This window comes from Lujinxingia litoralis (assembly GCF_003260125.1).
Lineage (GTDB): Bacteria > Myxococcota_A > Bradymonadia > Bradymonadales > Bradymonadaceae > Lujinxingia > Lujinxingia litoralis.
The window spans coordinates 266812-287151 of record NZ_QHKO01000005.1; the positions used below are offsets into that span (position 1 = coordinate 266812).

At 64.9% G+C, this 20340-nt stretch carries 12 protein-coding genes; 6 read left to right on the forward strand and 6 right to left on the reverse strand.

The annotated features are described in order from the left end of the window. Positions 1 to 16: 16 nt before the first annotated feature. The 4 genes from DL240_RS12625 to typA all read left to right on the forward strand — a co-directional run bounded on the left by DL240_RS12625 (position 17) and on the right by typA (position 8029). Positions 17 to 1756: a transglutaminase-like domain-containing protein gene (locus tag DL240_RS12625; RefSeq protein ID WP_146618274.1), complete on the forward strand. Its 1740-nt coding sequence runs from the start codon at positions 17 to 19 to the stop codon at positions 1754 to 1756. Positions 1757 to 1972: 216 nt separating this feature from the next. Then, entirely contained in the window at positions 1973 to 3850 is a 1878-nt protein-coding gene (locus DL240_RS12630) for a serine/threonine-protein kinase (RefSeq protein WP_111730260.1), read from the forward strand. 46 nt (positions 3851 to 3896) lie between these two features. Then, the gene (locus DL240_RS12635) at positions 3897 to 6128 is read left to right on the forward strand and encodes a tetratricopeptide repeat protein (protein ID WP_158542541.1); all 2232 of its coding nucleotides are present in this window, start codon (positions 3897 to 3899) and stop codon (positions 6126 to 6128) included. A 101-nt stretch (positions 6129 to 6229) separates the two neighbouring features. Further along, positions 6230 to 8029 (forward strand): translational GTPase TypA, encoded by a 1800-nt coding sequence (gene typA / locus DL240_RS12640; protein WP_111730262.1) that lies wholly within the window; start codon positions 6230 to 6232, stop codon positions 8027 to 8029. Positions 8030 to 8111: 82 nt separating this feature from the next. On the opposite strand, the gene DL240_RS12645 is transcribed toward typA, so the two are convergent. Next, on the reverse strand, positions 8112 to 8450 hold the full coding sequence (locus DL240_RS12645; protein ID WP_111730263.1) for a hypothetical protein: 339 nt from the start codon (positions 8448 to 8450) through the stop codon (positions 8112 to 8114). Positions 8451 to 8620: 170 nt separating this feature from the next. On the opposite strand from DL240_RS12645, the gene DL240_RS12650 reads away from it, so the two are divergent. After that, positions 8621 to 9418 carry a sulfite exporter TauE/SafE family protein gene (locus tag DL240_RS12650; RefSeq protein WP_158542542.1) on the forward strand — a complete coding sequence of 266 codons (798 nt, stop codon included), beginning with the start codon at positions 8621 to 8623 and terminating at the stop codon, positions 9416 to 9418. A 26-nt stretch (positions 9419 to 9444) separates the two neighbouring features. On the opposite strand, the gene DL240_RS12655 is transcribed toward DL240_RS12650, so the two are convergent. Together DL240_RS12655 and DL240_RS12660 are read right to left on the reverse strand one after the other, a co-directional pair. Next, on the reverse strand, positions 9445 to 11862 hold the full coding sequence (locus DL240_RS12655) for a penicillin-binding protein 1A (RefSeq protein ID WP_111730265.1): 2418 nt from the start codon (positions 11860 to 11862) through the stop codon (positions 9445 to 9447). A gap of 114 nt (positions 11863 to 11976) precedes the next feature. Further along, the gene (locus DL240_RS12660; RefSeq protein WP_146618275.1) at positions 11977 to 14493 is read right to left on the reverse strand and encodes a hypothetical protein; all 2517 of its coding nucleotides are present in this window, start codon (positions 14491 to 14493) and stop codon (positions 11977 to 11979) included. 222 nt (positions 14494 to 14715) lie between these two features. Between DL240_RS12660 and DL240_RS12665 the strand changes: the two genes are divergently transcribed. Further along, positions 14716 to 15684 (forward strand): AAA family ATPase, encoded by a 969-nt coding sequence (locus DL240_RS12665; RefSeq protein WP_111730267.1) that lies wholly within the window; start codon positions 14716 to 14718, stop codon positions 15682 to 15684. A gap of 20 nt (positions 15685 to 15704) precedes the next feature. On the opposite strand, the gene DL240_RS12670 is transcribed toward DL240_RS12665, so the two are convergent. From DL240_RS12670 to DL240_RS12680, 3 genes are all read right to left on the reverse strand, one after another. After that, complete coding sequence (locus DL240_RS12670; RefSeq protein ID WP_111730268.1) at positions 15705 to 18035, reverse strand: transglutaminase TgpA family protein; 2331 nt, start codon at positions 18033 to 18035, stop codon at positions 15705 to 15707. Continuing rightward, positions 18032 to 19267 carry a DUF58 domain-containing protein gene (locus DL240_RS12675; RefSeq protein ID WP_158542543.1) on the reverse strand — a complete coding sequence of 412 codons (1236 nt, stop codon included), beginning with the start codon at positions 19265 to 19267 and terminating at the stop codon, positions 18032 to 18034. The genes DL240_RS12670 and DL240_RS12675 overlap by 4 nt, the downstream gene beginning before the upstream one ends. Positions 19268 to 19337: 70 nt before the next feature. After that, complete coding sequence (locus DL240_RS12680; RefSeq protein WP_111730270.1) at positions 19338 to 20195, reverse strand: tetratricopeptide repeat protein; 858 nt, start codon at positions 20193 to 20195, stop codon at positions 19338 to 19340. Positions 20196 to 20340: the final 145 nt, after the last annotated feature.

Genomic DNA, 20340 nt, shown 5'->3' on the forward strand with positions numbered 1-20340 from the left:
GGGCCAGGAGCGTGATGTGCGGCGAAGACGTGACAGGCATCTGAGAGTGTGGGTGGGGGGGCCGGTGGGGCTAGTGGTGGCTCTGGGGTGGGGGATTGTACTGGCCCAGGAGATGCCTCCAGGGGAGCGGGTGCTGCACCGTTATCTCGATGCTGAGCAGCTTCGGGCGTTGAGTGAAGAGGGGGCCGGGGTGGCCGGGGGGAGCAGCGGACCGACGCGCGGAGCTCTGGCGAGCCCCTGGAGCGCGGGGAGCCAGCCCTCGTTAAGCGTGGAGCCGGGACGGCAAGAGTGGGTGTGGACTGATCAGGGGCCTGTGGGGCCCGAAGGTGTGGAGTATCCGCACGGTGGGCTCGACCCCCGGGTGGGCAGCGCGGAGCTTGATGCGAATACCGATCGGGTCAATGCGCTGGACTATCAGGCGAGCTTTGAGCCCAGCGTGGTACCCTGGAAGCGTGGGGTTGTTCATGACGCGGTGCTCCGCACCGACGCCGGCGACTACCGCACGCGTCTGGGGGGAGCGCAGCGCCGTAAGGTGGCGATTGGCGGAGGGCTGGGGGCGAACGAAGATCGCTTTTGGGGGAGCTTTCTGGTGCGCATGGAGCGGGGGCGTGTTCACCCCGTTCCCAGCGTGGCGCCGGAGCAGCGGGTGCTCCAGGTGCTCTCCGAGCCTCCGGTGCCGGTGGAGGTGCTGCGTGATGGGGCAGGGAACTTCTATGTGAGTGCGGCGTACGACGGCGTGGTGCGGGTGAATATGGAGCTGGGCGTTGACCGCTTCTACTTCGACGGCGTGCTCGACCCGCAGATTGGGTGGGAGCAATTCGACTCACCTGAGTTGCGTCTGCCGGATCAGCAGGCGCGTCAGGTGGCCGGGCGCGTGCTGGGGGCGCGCGGTATCACCCGGCAGATGACGCCGCGTCAGGCGCTCGACGCGCTGGTGGGGTATTATCGCGACTTCGAAGGAAAGCCCTTTCCGGAGGACGCGGTTCAGGGAGACCGTTACGAGGCGATCACAACCCTGCAGGTCGGGGTGTGTCGCCATCGCGCGTTGGCATTTTTGGTGAGTGCCGGGGCGCTCGGGTTTGAGAGTCGTTTTGTCTACAACGAAGCTCACGCCTTTGCCGAGGTACGGTGGCCGGGGCAGGGGTGGCGCCGCATTGACCTGGGGGGCGCGGCCGACGGCTTCAACTACCAGAATATGGGTTCGAATAACGTGCATGAGGGTGGGAGTCGCGATGGGTTTCCGCAGCCTCAGCGCTATCTTGATGAGATTGTGGCGTTTGACCCGGGGACCAGCTCCGCGTCGGCCCTCGGCGACGGCGGGCCGATGCCGATGGAGCCCGAGCGTGCAGCCCCGCGTGACGTGTCGATGCCCTCCGGGCGTGGTGGAGAGATGCCGGAACCCCCGCGAGGGGCGGGCCAGGATCCCCTGACGACGTCTCCTCTTCGTGAGGGGAGCGAGGAGTTGGAGACGCGGACCGAGCCGGTTATCACCATCACCGATGCCACCGGCGAGGTGTTTCGCGGGCAACCCCTGGCCGTGCGCGGGCGTGTGGTGGCTGGCGAGGTGGGGCGCGTGGAAGTGCTGCTCGTGCCGGTGGGAGCCCGCGCGTTCGAGCGTGCTGTTTCGTTGGGGCAGGCCGAGGTGAGCGCCGAAGGTGGCTTTGATGGTGAGTGGATCGTGCCGCCACAGGTGGGGCTTGGGCGGTGGGAGCTCAAAGCGCGTTCGGCGCCAGGGCAGCCACGGGGTGCCCGGTGATTTGCTGCGGGGCGTGGTTGATCTGGCCGAAGGGCATGTTAAACTCGGTCCATTGCATCACATGGTGGTCATGAAGTCCGCACAATCTGTGGGGAGCGTTCATGGTGAGGTTCGTGACTGAGCAAGGCCGTCTCGTTGTGGGCTCGGGCGCGTGAGGACTAACGCGAGGGGTGCGACCGCGCGCAGGGTGCGGTTGCGGCTCACCGGGGAGAGGCGATGCGACTCGATGACTTGATGGGGCGCGTGATTGCGGGCCGCTTTGAATTGAAGGATTTGATCGGGAAGGGGGGCTACGGTGCGGTCTTTGAAGCGCGCCAGCTCTCGGTGGATCGTCGGTGTGCGGTCAAGGTGCTCTTGCCCGGGCGCGCCGATGATCACAGCGTCGAGGAACGCTTTCGCGCCGAGGCGCGCGCGACAAGTCGTTTGACTCATCCGCATACGCTGGTGCTCTACGATTTTGGGGTCGATACCGAGACCGGTTTTCTCTTTCTGGTCACCGAATTTCTCGACGGTCAGAGCCTCGATGAGTTGCTGGACGCCGAACAGGCGCTCTCACCGGCCCGGGCGGTGGCGATTCTGGAGCAGATCGCCCAGAGCCTTCATGATGCCCATGAGCAGGGGCTGGTGCATCGCGATGTAAAACCCAAAAACATCATGCTGGTGGAGCGCGCGGGGAAGCGTGACTTTGTCAAAGTGATTGATTTTGGCATTGCCAAGGCGCTCACCGGGGCTGGCGAGGATGAGGGGCTGACGCAGACCGGCACACTGGTGGGGACTCCTCAGTACATGGCGCCGGAGCAGCTCCTGGGCTCGGAGGTCGATGCCCGCTCCGATCAATATGCGCTGGCGGTAGTGGCCTACCGAATGCTGACCGGGCGAAACCCTTTTGCGGCGGCCGCACCGATGGAGACAGCACTTCGCCATCTCAATGAGCGGGCGCTGCCCCTGCGGACGTATTGCCCGGAGTTGCAGGTCGGGCCGGCGTTTGAAGACGCGCTGCTCAAGGCGCTGGAGAAGTCGCCCAAGCATCGCTACGCCAGCGTGGTCGCGATGGTCGATGCGCTCAAAGAAGCACTGGGCGATGTGGGGCCCGAGGAGGAGAGTGGTCAACGCACCACCGAAGATTGGCCGCTGCTCAGCGCTCAGATGGCCAACGTTCGTACGCGTGTCCTCGAAGCTGTGACGACCGGAGAGGTTCTGACCGAGGCTGCAGCCCCGGTGCGGGAGGCGTCGGGCGCGGGAGCATCGGCGCACAAGGGGGATGAGGCGCCCGTCGAGGCCCGGGAGGAGGACGGGGATGTGGAGTCCGTTGAGGCCCGGGAAGAGCGCGGGGAAGGGTGCGAGCTGGCCCTTTCGCAGGATGAGGAAGCCGCGGTGGTCACGACGGGGGCCGACGAGGTTCCGCGGGCCGACCCGGCTACCACCGATCAGGTGATTCCGACGGTGCTCAAGGTGGAGAGCGCGGGCGACGATACTGCGGTGATTCGCGCGGCGGCGGTGGCTGCCGAGGCGACTGGTGCTGTGGCTTCGGGCCGGGGACAGCGTCGTTTGTGGGGAGCCCGGTTGCGCCCGTCACTGGCGGCGGTGTTGGTGGCGATGGTGGGGTTAGTGAGTCTGGTGGTGGTGACGGGGTTCCTGGGCCGCGGGGGAGGTGAGACGGAGGCGGCCCCGCGCGAGGTTGAGCTGGAGGCGGACGAGGGGCCGCCGGTTCGGCACGTGCTGACTCAGGTGCAGACGGAGGCCGGCGGGCAGGTGGCTCGGTCGCGGGAGGTCGCCCGGAGCGCGGCGTTTCGTCTCGGTGCTGAGCGAAGCGCAGCGCAGCGGGCGCTGGTAAGTGTCAGTATCGCCGGGGAGGTGGCGGCGCTTTATGACGAGAGCAGGCCTAAGATGGGGACGCTCCAGGTAACGCTCATCCCCTGGGGAACGCTTTACGTGGGGAGCCGTGCCCGTGGTGACGCCACGCGCCAGCGCCTGCGCCTGCCCGAGGGGCGCCATCAGCTCACGCTGCGGCAGCATGGTCAGGTTCGCGCGCGTCAGACGGTTGACGTGGTGGCCGGGGCTCATAGAATGGTTGTCTTAGAGGCACCCTTCTAACCCCAGTCCTACATGGCGTGGCCCTCACAGGTCGTTGGAGATGGCGATGGTCGAAGTGCACGTAGAGCCGGGCGGGCTTGAGTTTGGTCCCGCTCTTGTCCCCTTCTCCGAATCCAGAGCGCAGATTGAAGCGCTTCTCGGGCAGGGGAGCGTCGAGAAGGCCCGGTTACGCCTGGAGGAGCTGGCTCGCCAGCCCGAAGCCACGCGGGATGGAAGTCAGAACATCTGGCTGTACAGCCGTCTGGGGCAGGTTTATCTGGCGCTCGATGATGCCGAAAACGCGCGGCTCTCGTTTGGCCGTGCGTACGCCATTGAGCCGCGCGATCGGGAGGTGGCCGCGGCCTACTCGGAACTGCTGGAGTCGGGTGGGGAACGTGAACGCGCGCTCCAGGTCGCTCAGATGCTCCTGCTCCATCACAAGCCCGGGCTGGATGCGGGGCAGGTTGCCGGGATTTACGACCGTATTGGAGGATTGCGCGAGGCACTCGGGGATCATCGCGAGGCTCGCGCCGCGTTTGAAATGGCTCTGGTCGAGGTGCCTGAAGACAAACAAGCGCTGACCGGGCTTCTGCGCGCGGTTGGCGAGCTGGGCGACCCGGGGGATGTGGTAGAGGCGCGGCTGAAGCTAATTCAGGGGCTGGACGATGATCGGGCTCGCTCGATGGCGTTGGTGGCTCTGGGGGATGACTGGATCAAGTCGTTCAATGATCCCGAGCGCGCGCTTGATACCTTTGAAGAAGCGGTGGCGCAGTGGCCGCAGAACCGCCATGCGGTCGAGCGCATCGCCGAGGTTGCCCGGGAGCTGGGGGACTTCCGTCGCGTGAGCCGGGCCTATTTCACACTGAGCATGATCGCTGAGCAGGGGCCTGAGAAGGCCGAGTATCTGATTCGTTCGGCCAACGTGGCTCGTACCGAACTCTGGGAGTCTGAGAAGGCGCTGGCGGGCTATCGCAAGGCGCTGGAGTACGACTCCACGCGTCTGGATGCGTTTAAGTCCGTGACCTCGATTCTGGTCGATGCTCGTGATTGGGCAGAGTTGGAGGCGTCCTATGTACAGGTGATCGCGGCGAACTCCGAGCGCGACGATGTGGATCCGAATCTTTTGGGCGTGCTCTGGCAGAAGCTCGGCGATCTGTATCGTGACCATCTGGATCGCAACGACGATGCGATCTTTGCGTTTAACCAGGCGCTGGAGTACCTGCCCGACCATGCCGGGCTTCGTTCGGAGCTGATCGCGCTGACCGAGGAGCATCCTGAGCACTATGAGACGGCCATCGCACACCTGCGTGCCATGGGGCAGACCCCCGGGGTGCAGCCGGCCCAGTGGCTCGATCGTCTGGGGAAGGTCTACCTCCGGCAGAAAAACATCGATCACGCCTTCTGCGTGTACCGGGCGCTGCGCGCCAGCGGGGCGCGTCTGGATGCCAAAGCGCTGGGGTTTGTGGAGCGTTTTGATTCGAAGCTGATCAAGCCCATCCGCGGGCAGATCAACCCGAGTATGATGCGTCGCTACATCTTTACGCCCGGGCTGGAGTCCGAACTCAACGAGTGTTTCCGCCTGCTCAAGCCGCCGCTCAAGGAGTACACCGGCGAATCGAGAAGTACCTACGGGCTTAAGCGTCGCGATCGGGTGAAGCTGGGCGACAACATGGCGTTTAGCAACTTTTATAAGAGCGTGGGTGCCGCGCTGGGCTATACGGAACTTCCGGAGTTGTGGCGCAAGGCTGATCAGGTCGGCCTGGTCAACGGAGCGTTGGTTCCGGAGGGGCTCATTGTCAGCGAAGATCTCCTGGTGTCAGCGCGCGAGAAGCACATCGCGTTCATGGTGGCCAAGCAGCTCTTTCTCTTTCTGGATCCCTTCTACCTGGCCGGGATTCTCGCGCAGACGGATCTGGAGGCCATTCTCTACCGGGCGGTGGCGTTGGTGCGCCCGGAGGTTGATTACGCGGCGAGCTTCCAGAATGAGGAGGCGTTTAAACTGATGCGGCGGGCGTTTAAGGGCGACGACCTGGCCCGGCTTAAACGGGTGGTCGAAGCGATGCTTCAAGGCCGTGATGAGCTGGCGCTGGGGCCCTGGGTCGAGGCGATTGAGGATACGGCCAACCGCATCGGATTTCTTTTTTGTGACGATCTGGGGGTGGCTGAGGCATGTTTGCGCGAAGAGCCGCGTTGCATTAGCCAACGCTCCATTGAAAGCCGAATGCGGTCTCTTATTGACTATTCGGTGAGTGAGCAATATCTGTCCCTGCGGCCGCAGTTGGGAATTCAGGTGGCGTAAGCCTCCTGTGCGTTCCAAAAAAGGCCGTCGTTCGGCGCCGTCCTCGGAGAGGCCAGGGCGGAGGGCTGAGCCTAGCCTTTGGATATTCCCGGCACGGACCCATGACCAACATTCGTAATATCGCCATCGTCGCACACGTCGACCACGGCAAGACGACCCTGATCGACGAGCTTCTCAAGCAGAGCCAGACCGTCTCCGGACACCGCGAACTCGCGGAACGGGCGATGGACTCCAACGACCTGGAGAAAGAACGAGGCATTACCATCGTGGCCAAATGCACGGCCATTGACTGGGAAGGCTACCGCATCAACATCATTGACACCCCGGGCCACGCCGATTTCGGTGGCGAGGTTGAGCGCGTGCTCAAGCTGGTCGACTCGGTGCTGCTGCTGGTCGACTCGTTTGAGGGGCCGATGCCCCAGACGAAGTTCGTGCTGCGCAAATCCCTGGAGCTGGGGTTGCGCCCGGTGGTGGTCATCAACAAGATCGATCGCCCCAACGGTCGCCCTGATAAGGTGCTCGACATGGTCTTTGATCTCTTTGGAGATCTGGAGGCCGATGATGAGCAGCTCGACTTCCCGGTGGTGTACGCCTCCGGGTTGGGCGGTTTTGCCAAAAAGGAGCTGGAAGACGAGTCCAGCGACATGCGCCCCCTGCTGGAGGCGATCATCGAGCATGTGCCCCCGCCCAAGGATGACCCGGAGGGCCCGCTTCAGATGCAGGTCGCGACGCTGAAGTACGATGAGTACGTCGGGCGTGTGGCGATCGGTCGGGTGTTCCGCGGTACGATGCGCATCGGCGACCGCGTAGTGCGTTCGCAGCGCGATGGCGAGCAGATCAGCGCTCGCATCACCAAGCTCTTTGGCTTTAAAGGACTCGACCGGGTCGATCGCGAAGAGGTCAGCGCCGGCGATATCGTCGCCGTGGCCGGTCTGGAGGGTATCCTTCCGGGAGAGACCATCTGCGCTCCGGATCATGTCGATCCCCTGCCGATGATCGCCATCGACGAGCCCACCGTCTCGATGGTCTTGATGATCAACAACTCGCCCTTCGCCGGTCTGGAGGGTAAGTACCTGACCAGTCGCCAGATTCGTGAGCGTCTGGACCGCGAGCTGGAGCAGAATGTGGCCTTGAAGGTCGAGACCACCGAACGCGCCGAGGCTTTTGTGGTCTCGGGTCGTGGTGAGCTTCACCTCTCGGTTCTCATTGAGCAGATGCGCCGCGAGGGCTTTGAGATGCAGGTTTCTCAGCCGCAGGTCATCTACCGGGAAGATGAAAACGGCAAGAAGCTCGAGCCCATTGAAGAAGTGATCGTGGAGACCGAGCAGGATTACGCCGGTACCGTGATTCAGAAGCTCAGCGAGCGAAAGGGCGAGCTGGTGCGGCTGGATATGAACAGCGATAACACGCAGCGCCTGGAGTTCCGGGTGCCTTCGCGTGGTCTCTTCGGGTACCGCTCGGAGTTTCTTACCGACACCCGTGGTACCGGCATTATGTACACCAACTTTGCCGGCTATGAGCCCTATCGTGGCGAGCTTCAGAGCAGCCGCAACGGTGTCATGATCGCGCTGGAGAAGGGCGATACCACGACCTACGCGCTGCATAACCTGCAGGAGCGCGGGACGCTGTTTGTGGAGGCGGCCGAGCCGGTGTATGGCGGTCAGATCATCGGTCTGCACAGCCGGGACAACGACCTGGTGGTCAACCCCAACAAGAAAAAGCAGCTCTCCAACGTGCGGGCCTCCGGTAGTGATGACGCGCTGGTGCTCTCGCCGAAAGTGCAGATGACGCTGGAGAAGGCCATCGAGTTCATTGAGGCCGATGAGTACGTGGAAATCACGCCTTCGTCGATTCGGTTGCGCAAGGCAGAACTCAATCACAGCCTTCGCAAGCGTAAGTAAGTGACAGGATGACAAAAAAGCCCCCGGAGCCAGGTCTCCGGGGGCTTTTTTGTTAGGGACACTATCTGATGGGGCGAAGGTCTTAGATCGACGGGTGGCCAACGCGCAGGAGTGTGGCCATCTTGGAGGAGAACATCTGCAGCCAGATGGCGTCCTCGGCGGTAACGACGGCCTGATAGCGCCAGGGCGCACCACGGTCACGGCCGGCGGCCGAGGGGCGTCGGTGGACGATCCGCATGTGCAGATCGGTGCGTTGATCGCAGCTCTCCACGACGATACTTACTTTGATGACTTCGCCCTGGCGCAGACCAAAGGCGCCGAGGAAGGCCAGGGTGTCGCCGTGGCGTGAGAACTCATCGTGGCGCTTGAGCTGGGCGAAGTACTCGCGCGGCGAGTCAAATGTGCAGAGGATCTGTCGCATGCCTGCTCCTTTTGCCGTCCGTGGCTCCGGGAAGCATGACCGGCCAGGGTGGCGGCCCGGGCGCGGTCGGTTGAGGGGGGTATCGGTTTCCCGACGACGATCGTTGTACCGCCGAAGTCGGGTGTGCCCAAAAAATTCACCTGCAAATTGTTGAAATTGATGAGGTGTGCGTGGTTTTGAGCATGGAAATGTGGCCGCTGGCGGTGAGCGCGGGGTTGCTGGCCGGAATGATCAATACTCTGGCCGGCAGTGGCTCGTTGGTGGTGCTGCCCCTGTTGATGGTGTTGGGGCTTGATGCCAGCCAGGCCAATGGGACCAACCGGGTGGGGGTGATGGTTCAGACCCTGGTGGGCATTGCCACGTTGGCCCGGGCCGGCAAGGTGGAGCTTCGCGGCAACCTGTGGGTGCTCGGGGCAACGAGCCTGGGGGCGTTGTGTGGTGCGGCGCTGGCGGTGCGAACGTCGGCCGATGCGTTGGAGACGATCATCGGGTGGGTAATGTTGGCGATGTTGGCCATCCTCCTGATGCGTCCGCAGAGCTGGTTGCGTCATACCAGCGACCCGGAGCGAGGACGCTACTCCCTGACGCGTGCCTTGACGTTGGCGGCGGTCGGGTTCTGGGGAGGCTTTTTGCAGGCCGGGGTGGGGGTGTTGATGTTGATGACGCTGGTGTTGGGGCTGGGCAAGGATGTGGCCCGGGCCAACGCGTTGAAGCTGATGGCGGTCTGCCTCTTTACCTCGATGACGCTACCGGTGTTTGTGGTCAACGGGCAGGTGGACTGGGGCGTGGGAGCGGTAGTGGCACTGGGGCAGGGGGTGGGGGCGTGGCTCGGCGCGCGCATTATGGTGCGCTGGCCCGGGGCCGGGCGCTGGGTACGCTGGCTGCTCATTGTGGTGGTGAGCGTCTCGGCGTTTGAGTTGTTGGTCGGTAGCGCCCGCGCCTGGCGCTGGCTGAGCGCCGCTTTGTGAACGGCGCTCAGCCAGCGGGCAGCGGCTTATTGAAATTGTTCGAAGAGGAAGTTCTCGCCGGAGTCTTCTTCGTTGCTCGGGGCGTACTCGGTGGGAGCGGTGCCCACCATAAACACCTCTTCAAATCCGTCGTCAGCAGAGCGGGCGAGCTTGCCGGTGATCGGATCGATCTGAGCGGTGGTGACGCCGGTGACCGGAGGTTGGAACTCCAGGGGGACCTTGCGGTCTTCGAGGGCCGCGATGAGGAAGTCGCGGAAGATCGGTCCGGCGACGGAGCCGCCGTACTGGCGCGGTCCCAGCGAGCGGTTGTCGCCAAAGCCCACCCAGGCGCCGACGACCAGGTCGGGGATGTAGCCGACAATCCAGGCGTCGCGGCTCTCGTTGGTCGTGCCGGTTTTGGCGGCGATGGGGTGTCCCACCGCTCGTAGGAGGCCGGCGGTGCCGCCGCGGCGATTGCCCTTGCTGTCGATGTATCCGTCGACCGCGCTCTGGAGTAACGAGGTGGTCAGGTGGGCGACCTCCGGGGCGAGGACGGGCTCGGCATGGGTCTGGAAGAGATCGCGATCGCCGCGGGCTGACTCCACGCGGTTGAGAAAGCGGGGCTGAGCAAGTTGCCCGTTGGCTGCGAACGTAGCGTAAGTGTTGGTGATTTCGATGGGGGGCATTTCACTGGAGCCCATCACCATGGTGTAGTTGTTGACGATCGGGCTCTGAACCCCAACGCGTTTGGAGAATTCGATGGCGCGGGGCAGGGTCACGTCGTTGAGGACCCGGACGGAGACGACGTTGCGGCTGGAGGCCAGCCCTTCGCGAACGCGAATCGGGCCGCGCCATTTCCCATCGGAGTTGCGCGGGGACCAGCTCTCGCCGCCCGGAAGTTTGAAGACTGTGGGGCTGTCCAGGTAGACGGTGGCCGGCGTGATGTTTCGGGTTTCGAGGGCCGCGGCGTAGACCAGCGTTTTGAACGCGGAGCCGGTCTGGCGCCGTGCCTGAATGGCGTGGTTGTATTTGTTGGCGCCGAAGTCATAGCCCCCGACCAGCGCTTTGACCTCCCGGGTGAGGGGATCGATTGCGACCAGTGCGGCCTCGGCGCTGGTTTCAAAGCGCACCACCGCGGAGTCGCTATGGTCCGGGGTAATCTCGGCCAGGGGTTGGACGCGGAGCACGTCACCGCGCGCGAAGGCTTCGTCAAGGGGCTTGGCCTCGGAGCCTTCTCCCAGGATGCGGGTTCGCGGCGTCAGCGCGAGCGTGGCCTTGATCTGCCCGAGTTGCACGTCGACGCGGTCGTTTTCTACGTCGACCCCGGTGACAACCGCCTCATACACCTGGGTCGGGCGCAGCGTGCCGCTGTGTTCCTTGTGTTGTCGGGCGATATGTTTGGGGATGTCGTCTTCGGCGAGGCGTCGCTGAGCCTGGAAGAATTTGCGGCGGTCGTCGTAGGCACGAAGCCCCTGGCGAGCGGCGCGTTCGGCAGCCAGCTGCATGTCCAGATCAAGGGTGGTGTGGATGCGCAGGCCACCGGTGTAGACCTTCTCTTCGCCATAGCGCTCCATCAAATCTTGACGGATATGCTCGACAAAATAGGGCGCACTTCCCAGGTGTGGCCGGGAGGTGGAGCGAGGCACGATTTCGATCTCGGTCTTGTCGGCGTCGCGGTAGACGCCTTCTTCGATGAAGCCTTTCTCCCAGAGCTGACGCAGCACGTAGGTGCGTCGGCGCATGGCTCCCTCGGGGTTGCGGAAGGGGGTGTTGGCTTCGGGGCCACTGGTCAGGCCGGCGAGCAGTGCGGCTTCCTGGACGTTGAGATCGCTGACGCTCTTGCCAAAATAATGCTGAGAGGCTTCCTCTACGCCGTGGGTGCCGTGCCCCAGGTAGATGGTGTTGAGGTAGAGGTAGAGGATGTCTTCTTTGGTGAGGTTCTCCTCCAGCTCACGCGCGAGGATCATTTCTTTGATCTTGCGCTCGTAGGCCCGCTCCGGGGTGAGCATGAGGTTCTTGATGGTCTGCTGGGTGATGGTAGAGGTGCCCTTCATGCCCTGGTCGTAGCGAAGTGCGTAGTACACTGCGCGGACCAGACCCACGTAGTCGACACCGGAGTGGGTCATGAACTCGGCATCTTCGGCCGCCATAAAGGCGTTCTGAACCACGGGGGGAATGCGGTCCAAGGGCACCAGCGTGCGTCGCTCTCCCGGGGTGTGAAACTCGGCGATGAGCTCGCCGCCGGCCGCGAAGACCTGGGAGACCTGGGGAGGATTGTAGTCCTCTCGCTTGAGAATCTCGGGGAGATCGCGCCCGTAGTAGTAAAAAATGCCGGCCAGGCCCGCGACCCCGGCGAGCCCCGCGAGGATGCCCAGAACGAGCATCCACTTTAGAAACGAGACAAAACGGCTGCCGGCGGAGCGGGGCTTTCGGGAGCGTCGGGAGGAGCTTCGGGATTTGGCCATAACTTCGTCCTGAGAGGGCCGGGGGCACGTCGAGAAAAAACCGCCGGTCGACCTGTCGCATTCCCCCTGCCGCGGAGAAGTCGCCGGGTGGCGACGTGGCCCGAAGGCGCCAGGTTAGGGCAGGGAGGTAACCTCGGGCAGATTAGAGTCCGTCGAGGGGGTGTCAAGGCCCGGGCCGCGGTCGCAGCCTGTGGCAAGGAGCTGCACTTCGAGAAGGGTCACCTGGGGGCTGTGGGTGGCGAGGTGCAATGTTTGGATGGGGGTGGGGGTACTCAGGTCGACGCGCCACCGCCGGGGGGCCACAGCGATGGTGGCGAGCGTCTGGCCCGGGGGCGTGGAACTCAGCGCGACCCGGGGGAGAGTGTCATCGGGCATCTCAAGCAAAAAGGACGCGTGACACAGGTGGCCGCGGCCGGAGAGCTGCGTCTGAATGCTGCCGGTGCTCAGGTGCAAGGCGCCGTGTTCGCGGTAGGCATTTTGGAAATGGTAGGTGAGCCCCTGCTTCGAGACGAAGAAGCCTGTATGGGGGCGGTTGGCCAGGGGCCCGGGTTGCAGGTGATCCAGGAGGGTGCGTGGCGAGGCGAGCTCGACGGCGCCGGGCGTGCAGTAGGTTTCGGTGAAGCGGGGTGTGCCGAGCTGATCGAGGCGAAGGTCATCGTCATGCAGGGAGGCGCATTGTTCCGGAGGGAGGAGGAGCTCCGTGCCGAGGCGTGCGGGCGCTGCGGCCGTGGGTAGTCCGTTGCGGTAGAGGATCGAGCCTTCGGGGGCATGTCGGAAGTTCGTCGAGGCAGATGTAGTTGTTTTTACATAATGTTCATTATCAGCGCTGCCTCCCAGAATGAGGGATGTGTTTACGCTGACCCGGGCCCGGTCTGTCAGGCTTATGGTGGCGTCGCGGTCGGCCTGGTTTTGGAAAAAGGTGCTGAAACGAAGATCCAGGGTGCCCTGGGTGTGAATCGCGCCTCCCTGTCGGGCGAGGTTGTATCCGAAGGTAGCGTTGCTCAGATGGCTGGCGCCTCCGGAGAGGAGCGCGCCGCCGGGGCCGGCCTGGTGTGAGGTGCGGTTAAACCAGAACCCGACGCGATCGGCGCGGAGAACCCCGGGGATGTCCATGGCGCCGCCCCGGCGGGCCTGATTCAACGTGAAGTTGCTATCGCGCAGTGTCAGCTCGCCCAGGACGCGCGCGGCGCCGCCGGCCTGGCCGATGTTATGGACGGCTTCCAGGTTTTGAATCCAGGCCAGGGCATCGGGCCCCACCCAGATCCCGCCGGTGGCCTCGTCGCTGTGGTTGTTGTGCAGCTTCAGGCCCACGGCGCTCAAGGTGGTGTGCGCGCGGATGGCCGCCGGGGTGCTGATGGTGCGGGAGTCGGCGATGGTGACATCCAGCAGGTCGAGAGCGCCGTAGGCTTCGATGGCCGGAGCGTGGGGGCCGGCGCACTCTTTGAGGGTGAGGCCCGCCAGGGTCAGAGAGGCGTGTTTCTCGATGAGGAATGCGCCGTGAGCCCCGCGGGTGGTGATGCGCCGGGGAGGAGAGGCGCCCCCCACCAGGGTGGCGTCTGCGGAAATGTGCAGCGGGGCATCCAGCACCACCTCATCCACCGTGTCATCTAAAAAGAAGGTCGTACCCGCCACGGCTTCGTTGAGCGCTCGCCGCAGGCTCCCTGGGCCGTGATCGGCGGGTTCGCTGATCATGCGGGCGTCGATGTAGGTAGGGCGAAGTTCGATGCGGCTTCGTTCGTCGAGCTCCAGGGTGTGCTCCGGCGGGAGCGGTCGGCCCAGCCAGGGAGAGCCGTCGGCGTTGCGGGCATGAGCCCAGCCGTAGCGCAGGGTGTAGGTCCCCGGGGGCAGGTTTTCGATGGGGGTACCCGTGGATACCGCCAGCGAGATGCCGCTCGGGGTGCGCAGTGTGGCGTGCACCCGCGCGCCGGGGGGCAGGCCCGCTGGCGAGACCTGAAGTTTGGCGCCGCTGCGCGCGAAGAGTGGGGCGTAGGCGATCTTCAGATCGGCGTGCTGCCCGGGAAGCAGTTCGACTTCCAGCTCACGAAGCTCCGGGGTGAACATCTCTCCCTGGATCTCAAGATCGGGCGCACGCAGGCGATATGAGCCGGGCAAAAGCTCATGCGAGGCGCCGGAGCTCAGATGCGTACTATCGCGCCGCGCGTCGGTGATGAAGACCGGAGCGGTGGCATCAGCGGGCACTCCGGCCAGGGTGATGCCGAGCATGGATCGATCGGTGGTGGCTTGGGTGCAGCTAAGTTCAATGGGGAGACGCGCTTCGGTGCGGCTGTGGAGCGCGCGAATCTCTACCGTCAGCCGGTAGACGCCGGGCCGGGACGGGCAGGTGAGGAGTAACTCCATCTGGGACGTGGAGTAGGGGGGGAGACGCAGCGTCGGAGTGCGAATCTCGACCTGGTTGGACGTGGTTTCAAAGGTGTAGGCCTGCGGCCGGGGCTGTGGGTTTTCGAGCGTGATCTGCACCCTGCGTGATTGCTTGAGGGCGACTTCTACGGCCACCTCCGGTGGACGCATCGTCAGCGGTGAGGGGGAGTCTGAGTCGCCACCGCAGGATGACCACAACAACGTGGCGCCGAGGAGCATGCTCCAACCATAGATGCGTTGTGTTCGGGACACGGATCCCCCTGCGGAGTCTATAACGTGTTGAAAAACGACGAGATAGCACACACAAGCTGCGCACAGGGGCTTTGGGGGCAAGAGTGCAGGCAGCAGGTGTGGGCGAAGGCCGATGGCCGTCGGCGGCGGGGCTTGTTAGGTTCTGGTGTGGGAGTGTTGTGCAGCGCCCGGGCGCGCGCATCGGCGATGCGCGCGGGGATCGATCATGTGAGCAGGAGTGTTATGAGTGCCGATGCGTTTCCCCCCCGAACGATAAGTCTTGAAGACGCCTCACGGATTCTGGATCGCCTCGTCGATCAGGTCTCCAGTGTGTTCCGGGGCAAGGAGCAGGTGGTGCGCTGGACGGTGGCCAGCGCGGTGGGGCGGGGGCATGTGCTGCTGGAAGACGTGCCCGGCGTCGGCAAGACGACGCTGGCGCTGGCGCTGGCGCGAAGTCTGGGGCTGAGCTTTCAGCGGGTGCAGTTCACCAGTGACCTCTTGCCGGGCGATATTGTCGGCGTGTCGATGTACTCCCAGAAACAGGAGAGTTTTACTTTTCGGCCGGGGCCGATTTTTGCCGGGCTGGTGCTGGCCGATGAGATCAACCGCACGACCCCGCGCACGCAGTCGGCACTGCTGGAGGCGATGAGTGAGGGCCGCGTAAGTGTGGATGAAGGGACCTACGAGTTGCCAAAGCCCTTTCTGGTGCTGGCGACACAGAACCCGCTGGATCATCACGGCACCTATCCGCTGCCGGAGAGCCAGCTGGATCGTTTTATGGTGCGTCTCTCCATCGGTTATCCCACCCGGGAGGTTGAGCGCGAGATCGTGATGTCGCGGGGGCTGGAGGAACCGGTGGAACACCTGGCGCCGGTGTGTGCCGCCGATGAACTCAGGGCCATTCAGGCGCTGGCCGCCCAGGTGCGCGTGGACGAGAGTCTGGTCGATTATGTGCTGGCGGTGGCGGCGGCGACGCGCTCCCATGACCAGGTGCGCGTCGGTGTGAGTACGCGGGGGGTGCTGGCGATGATGCGGGCGGTACGCGCCCTGGCGCTGATGGAAGGGCGAACCTTCGCGGTGCCCGATGATGCCCGGGAGCTTTTTGTGCCGACGCTGGCGCACCGGCTCAGCCTGGTGTCGGGCGGACAGGACCGTGGGCGCAGCGAGGCGTTGATCGCGGCGATCGTCGCGGAGGTTCCGGCGCCGGTCTGAGGGGGCCGGTGGGGCGTTTTTTAGCGTCGGGCGGAGCGTTTGAGGGCGGTGATCACGGCGCGGGTCAGGCGTCGCATCTCGCGGGCCTGATGGGGACCGTAGGGTTTGCCGCCAAAACGCAGGGCCAGATAGCGTCTCAGGAAGTGCTCGACGTGCTCGCGTCCCCGGGCGTCGAGTTGGGAGGCGACGCGTTCTAAGTAACTTCGGGGGCCTTCGTCGTTGTGGCGCGCCAGCCCGTGGCGCGTGGCCGCTTGCTCGATCGCCAGGAAGTGGTGCGTGACCTGGTGTTGGGCGCGGGCCGCGGGGCTGGCGCCGAGCATCGGGCTCAGGGCCCGCGCCGCGCCCACGCTGAGGGCGCCCAGAAGGGCATGGGACCAGGACCAGCCCAGGAACCAGCTCACCCACAGGGCGCCGGCGCCTCCCCAGATCGCGAGCACGATCGCGCGACGGGGCCCGGAGCCGGGCTGGCGAGTGGCTCCTTGCCAGGTGGCGGACGCGAGCAAGAAGATCCAGCCCAGCCCGAAGAGCAGATCGCGCAGTGGGATGGACTCTCGGGGGTTTGCGCGCGCTTCGTCGGAGCGAGAAGGGGCCGGGGTGCCCCGCGGGGAGAGCGTGCGCGCGGCGCGGCGGATCACCACGATCTGGGCCTGGAGATCGTATTCTAGCACCCACTTCAACCAGGCCTGTCGCATCGCGTCGTAGGCATCGGAGCCCCAGCGTGCCACTGGGGAGCGGTCGGCAAACCCGCTCTCGATCGCCGGGGTGGCTTCGACCGGCACCCAGCCCAACTCCGGGACGAAGATCTCGATCCAGGCGTGGGCATCTCCCTGGCGCACGGTGAGGTAGTTCCCGAGTTCGTTCCAGGTGCCGCCCAAAAAGCCATTGACCAGGCGTGTGGGGACGCCCTGGGTGCGCAGCATCAGTGCGGCCGAGGTGGCGAAGTACTCGCAGTGGCCGGCGCGAGTCTCAAAGAGAAACGAGGCCACGGGCTGCTCGGGATCGACCTGAGGGAGATCGGTGGTGTAGGTGAATTCGCGCTGAAAGTAGGACGCAATCGCCCGCGCCTTGGCATAGGGCGTGCGCTCGCCAGCGCTGAGGTCGGCAGCGAGTTCGGTCACCCGGGGATCCAGATCGATCGGCACCCGGGTGTAGCGTCGGGTCTCCTGCTCGTTGAGGGAGCGCCCCCTATGCCGGAGCAGCGCCGACTCGGGAGGTGGTTCGTAGAAGCCCAGCGTGTAGGTCAGGCCCAGCTCCGAATCCATGGTGTGCCGAAGATCGCCGTAGTTATCCCGGGTGAGGCTTGCCGCCCGCGAGCCGATGCGGGGAAGGCCCTCGCCGGGGCCCAGGGCCAGGGTGGCGGGAGGCCAGAGCGAGGGAAGGATGTTGGTGCCGAGCGGCTCCAGATAGATCCGGGCACGGCGCGCGGGTTGGCCGCTGAGAAGCTCGTCGAGCGCTGCTGTTCTCAGGAAGGCCAGATCGTAGTGTGCCTGGCTGCTGTAGGGCGCCGGGCGTTCACTCTGGCTGTGGGTGCGGCTCCAGCGCTGCCCGTCGTAGGCATCAAAGGTCATCGCGCGCCAGCGCAACGTGTCGGTGTCGGCGGGGCGGGGGTCCTCGGGAAACTCCACGCGCATGACCACCGCCGGGTTCGAGCGCATCAGGCCATGGCTGCCCAACGCCACGTCTTCGGAGAAGCCCGCCACCGAGACGCTTTCGCGGGTCTGGGTGACAAAGAGTCCGAGTCCGACCCGCGGGAAGGTAAAGAAGATCGCCAGCGACGAGGCGAAAATGGCCAGGCTGATGGCGGCCAATACCATGACGTAGAAGCGATCGAATGGTGAGCGGCGAGGAGGGCTCAGTGAGGGGCGGCGTGCGCTCTCGGTTTTCAGGTGAAAGAGGGCGAGCGTAAAGGTGCCCGAGAGGATGTAGGCACCAAAGAGCACCCCGAAGGAGAGCCCTTCGTTAGCGGCGCTGGCTGCTGCGAAGGTCAGGAGGCTGAGCGCGTGGAGTTGCAGCTCGTCGCGAGGCCCCTGACGGCTGAAAAGTTTGATAAGGACGAGCACCAGCACAAAGCGAATGCCCAGCCCGATCACATCGGCCAGGGGGTCGCTTAGGTACTCCACGCCGGTATAGAAGAGGACGCCGATGATCAGGGCGTTCCATACCACGTTCTGGCGCGTCAGAGCGGGAACTCGACGCCGGAGCAGCGGTGCCAGCAAGGCGCCCGCAGGAAAAAGCGCCGCCATCACCGGTCCCAGAGCTCCACCGAAGAGCGTAGCCAGGAAGGCCAGCCCGAGCGAGATGTACAAAAAGAGGTCGTGGAGCCGGTCGAGTCGACGCACAAAAGGGTTCATGAGGCCCCTGGGGTGGCTTCAGCCCTGGCGAGTTCATCGAAACTCAGCGCGAGCGCCGGGGGAGGAGGGGCCTGGGGATGAAGTCCGAGGATGAGGATGGCCTGCGAAGGTTGGCCGGGGCGCACCGGTGGTGTCGCAGGACCGGGGGAAGATGCCGGGAGGAGCTCCACCGTGGCGAGCTCGGCCAGCATCCCGTCGATGGTCTGGGACTCCGAGGCCGGCGGGTGGAGGCCGGCCGAGGCGCTACCGAGGAGCTGCACGCGAAATCCGGCCGTGACAAGCCCTTCGAGTAGTCCGGCAAGGTGTTCGATGCCGCGCTCAAAGCGCCGGCGTTCGTCGGCGTCTGGTTGGTCGGTGGCCGCCCGGGGGTCGAGCACCAGGGCGATGTCGCGGCGATCATTGGCCTCGCGTTCTCGGACCAGGGGTTTGCTGCGTCGCGCGGAGGACTTCCAGTGGATGGCGCGCTGATCTGCGCCGTCGCGATAATCGCGCAGCCCAAAGAAGTCTTCGCCCTGTCCGAGGCGGTGCCGGGGCGTGTCGCCCAGGTCCTGGCGGAGCCGGGAGAGCCAGACCGGGGTCGGGCGGCTGCGCGGGTACACGGTGATCTCCTGTGCGCGGGGCAGCTCCCGGGCTTTTTCAAAGAACCCGAAGGGAAAGCGCGTCGCGATCTGCACGGTCTTAAGGCGATAGATGCCGCGGGTGGCGATCGTGTAGTGGGTCGTCAGCGTGGTTTCTTGCCCGGCGTCGGCGCGCAAACAATAGGCGGCGGCCAGGGGACGATGGTCGTCGCTGGTCTGGGGGCGCCATAATTTCCACCAGGCAGGGCGTTCCGCGGTGAGTATGGTGCCGCGCAGGGGTCCGGCGATGGCCTCGATGTCGTGCTCGGAGATCTCAATACTCAGAGAGGGCCATCGGCCGGCGTTTTGAATCAAAAAGCGCCCGGGGGCGGACTCGCCGGCGTAGAGACGCCGGGGAAGTTCGCGGCGTACCTGCAGCGCGCGCAGCACGGCTTCGCTGAGCAGGCCGCTGGCCACGATCAATGAGAGCATCATCCCCAGGAGTAAAAAGAGCAGGTTGTTGCCGGTATTCAGCGCCCCGAAGCCCACGGCGAGCGTCATCAGGACGAAGTACTTCCCGGGGGTGGTCAGCGCCAGCTGGCGTGGCGGTGTAAGCCAGCTGCGTCCTGGCGAGCGCGTGGCTTTGGAGGAGGTGCGCCGGGGAGGGCTCGACATAGTGAACCGGTGGAGAGTGGCGATGCCCTGCGGTGGCGAGTGCGCCCGGGGCACGGTGCGGGACCTGAACTCAGGAGGGTCCGAAGAGACGATCGCTTTTCTGGACGAGCTCTCGAGCCTCCCTGACGCGCAGGGTGGCTTCGGGGCTGAGCGCATCGGTGGGGGTGTTGGCGATCGCGTTCAGGCGCGCTTCAAACGCGGCGCGGTCGTTGCGAGCCACATCAAGGAGCAGGGCGTGGGCCAACGCTACGTCGAGCAAGTCCGGGGCCTGGGTGGCCGCCTGGTCCAGCGAGGTTTCACAGCTCGCCAGGTCGCGCCCGAAGTCCGCGCCGCAGGCTCGCCAGGCGCGGGCCAGCTTCACCTGAGCTTCCAAATCCCGGGGCGGGTTGGCGATAAGTTCATCCAGCAGCTCATGGATTTGGGGAGCTGCTTCGAGCGATGCGGCCACACCTTCGGCGTGCGCCGCGCGTCGGAGGTTCTGCATCAGCCAGAAGCGGGCGTGGGGGCTGTTCGGGGTCAAGCTCAGTGCGACCTGGGCCCGGGCGGCCCCAAGCCTGGCGAGGCTTGCGGCATCCGTTTCGCGCTCGCTGAGCCCGCGTTGGGTGGCGTCGGCGGCAAAGTCGTAGGCCCTGGCGAGGCGCAGGGCGATGTCGGAGCGCTCCTCGGGGCTTAAGCTCTCGGAGGTCTGCGCAAGGGTACTGGCCTCTTCCCAGGCTTCGATGGCCGTGAAGAGCTGGTTGGTGTCAAGGCGATGCGTCCAGGCTTCTTCGGCCTGGCTGAGGCGCTGGTGGACTCGGGCCGCGGAGTCCTCTTCCTGTTGCGGACGAGGGGAGGCGTGATCCTCCGGGGTGTCGGATGACGATGCGCACCCGGGAGACACAAGTAGCAGCGCCAGGGAGGCGGCGATGGCGTTCGATAAGCGAGTCATGCACACAGGCCTTTGTTGCAGGTGTTTGGACAAAAGGAGTACCGCAGGGAGGGTATCGTTCGGCCCCGACGTGGTAAAGCAAGGCAGCGTTCGGCTTGCTTTTGCATCGCCAGCTGACTAACCCATGGGCGCTGGAACGGTTGCC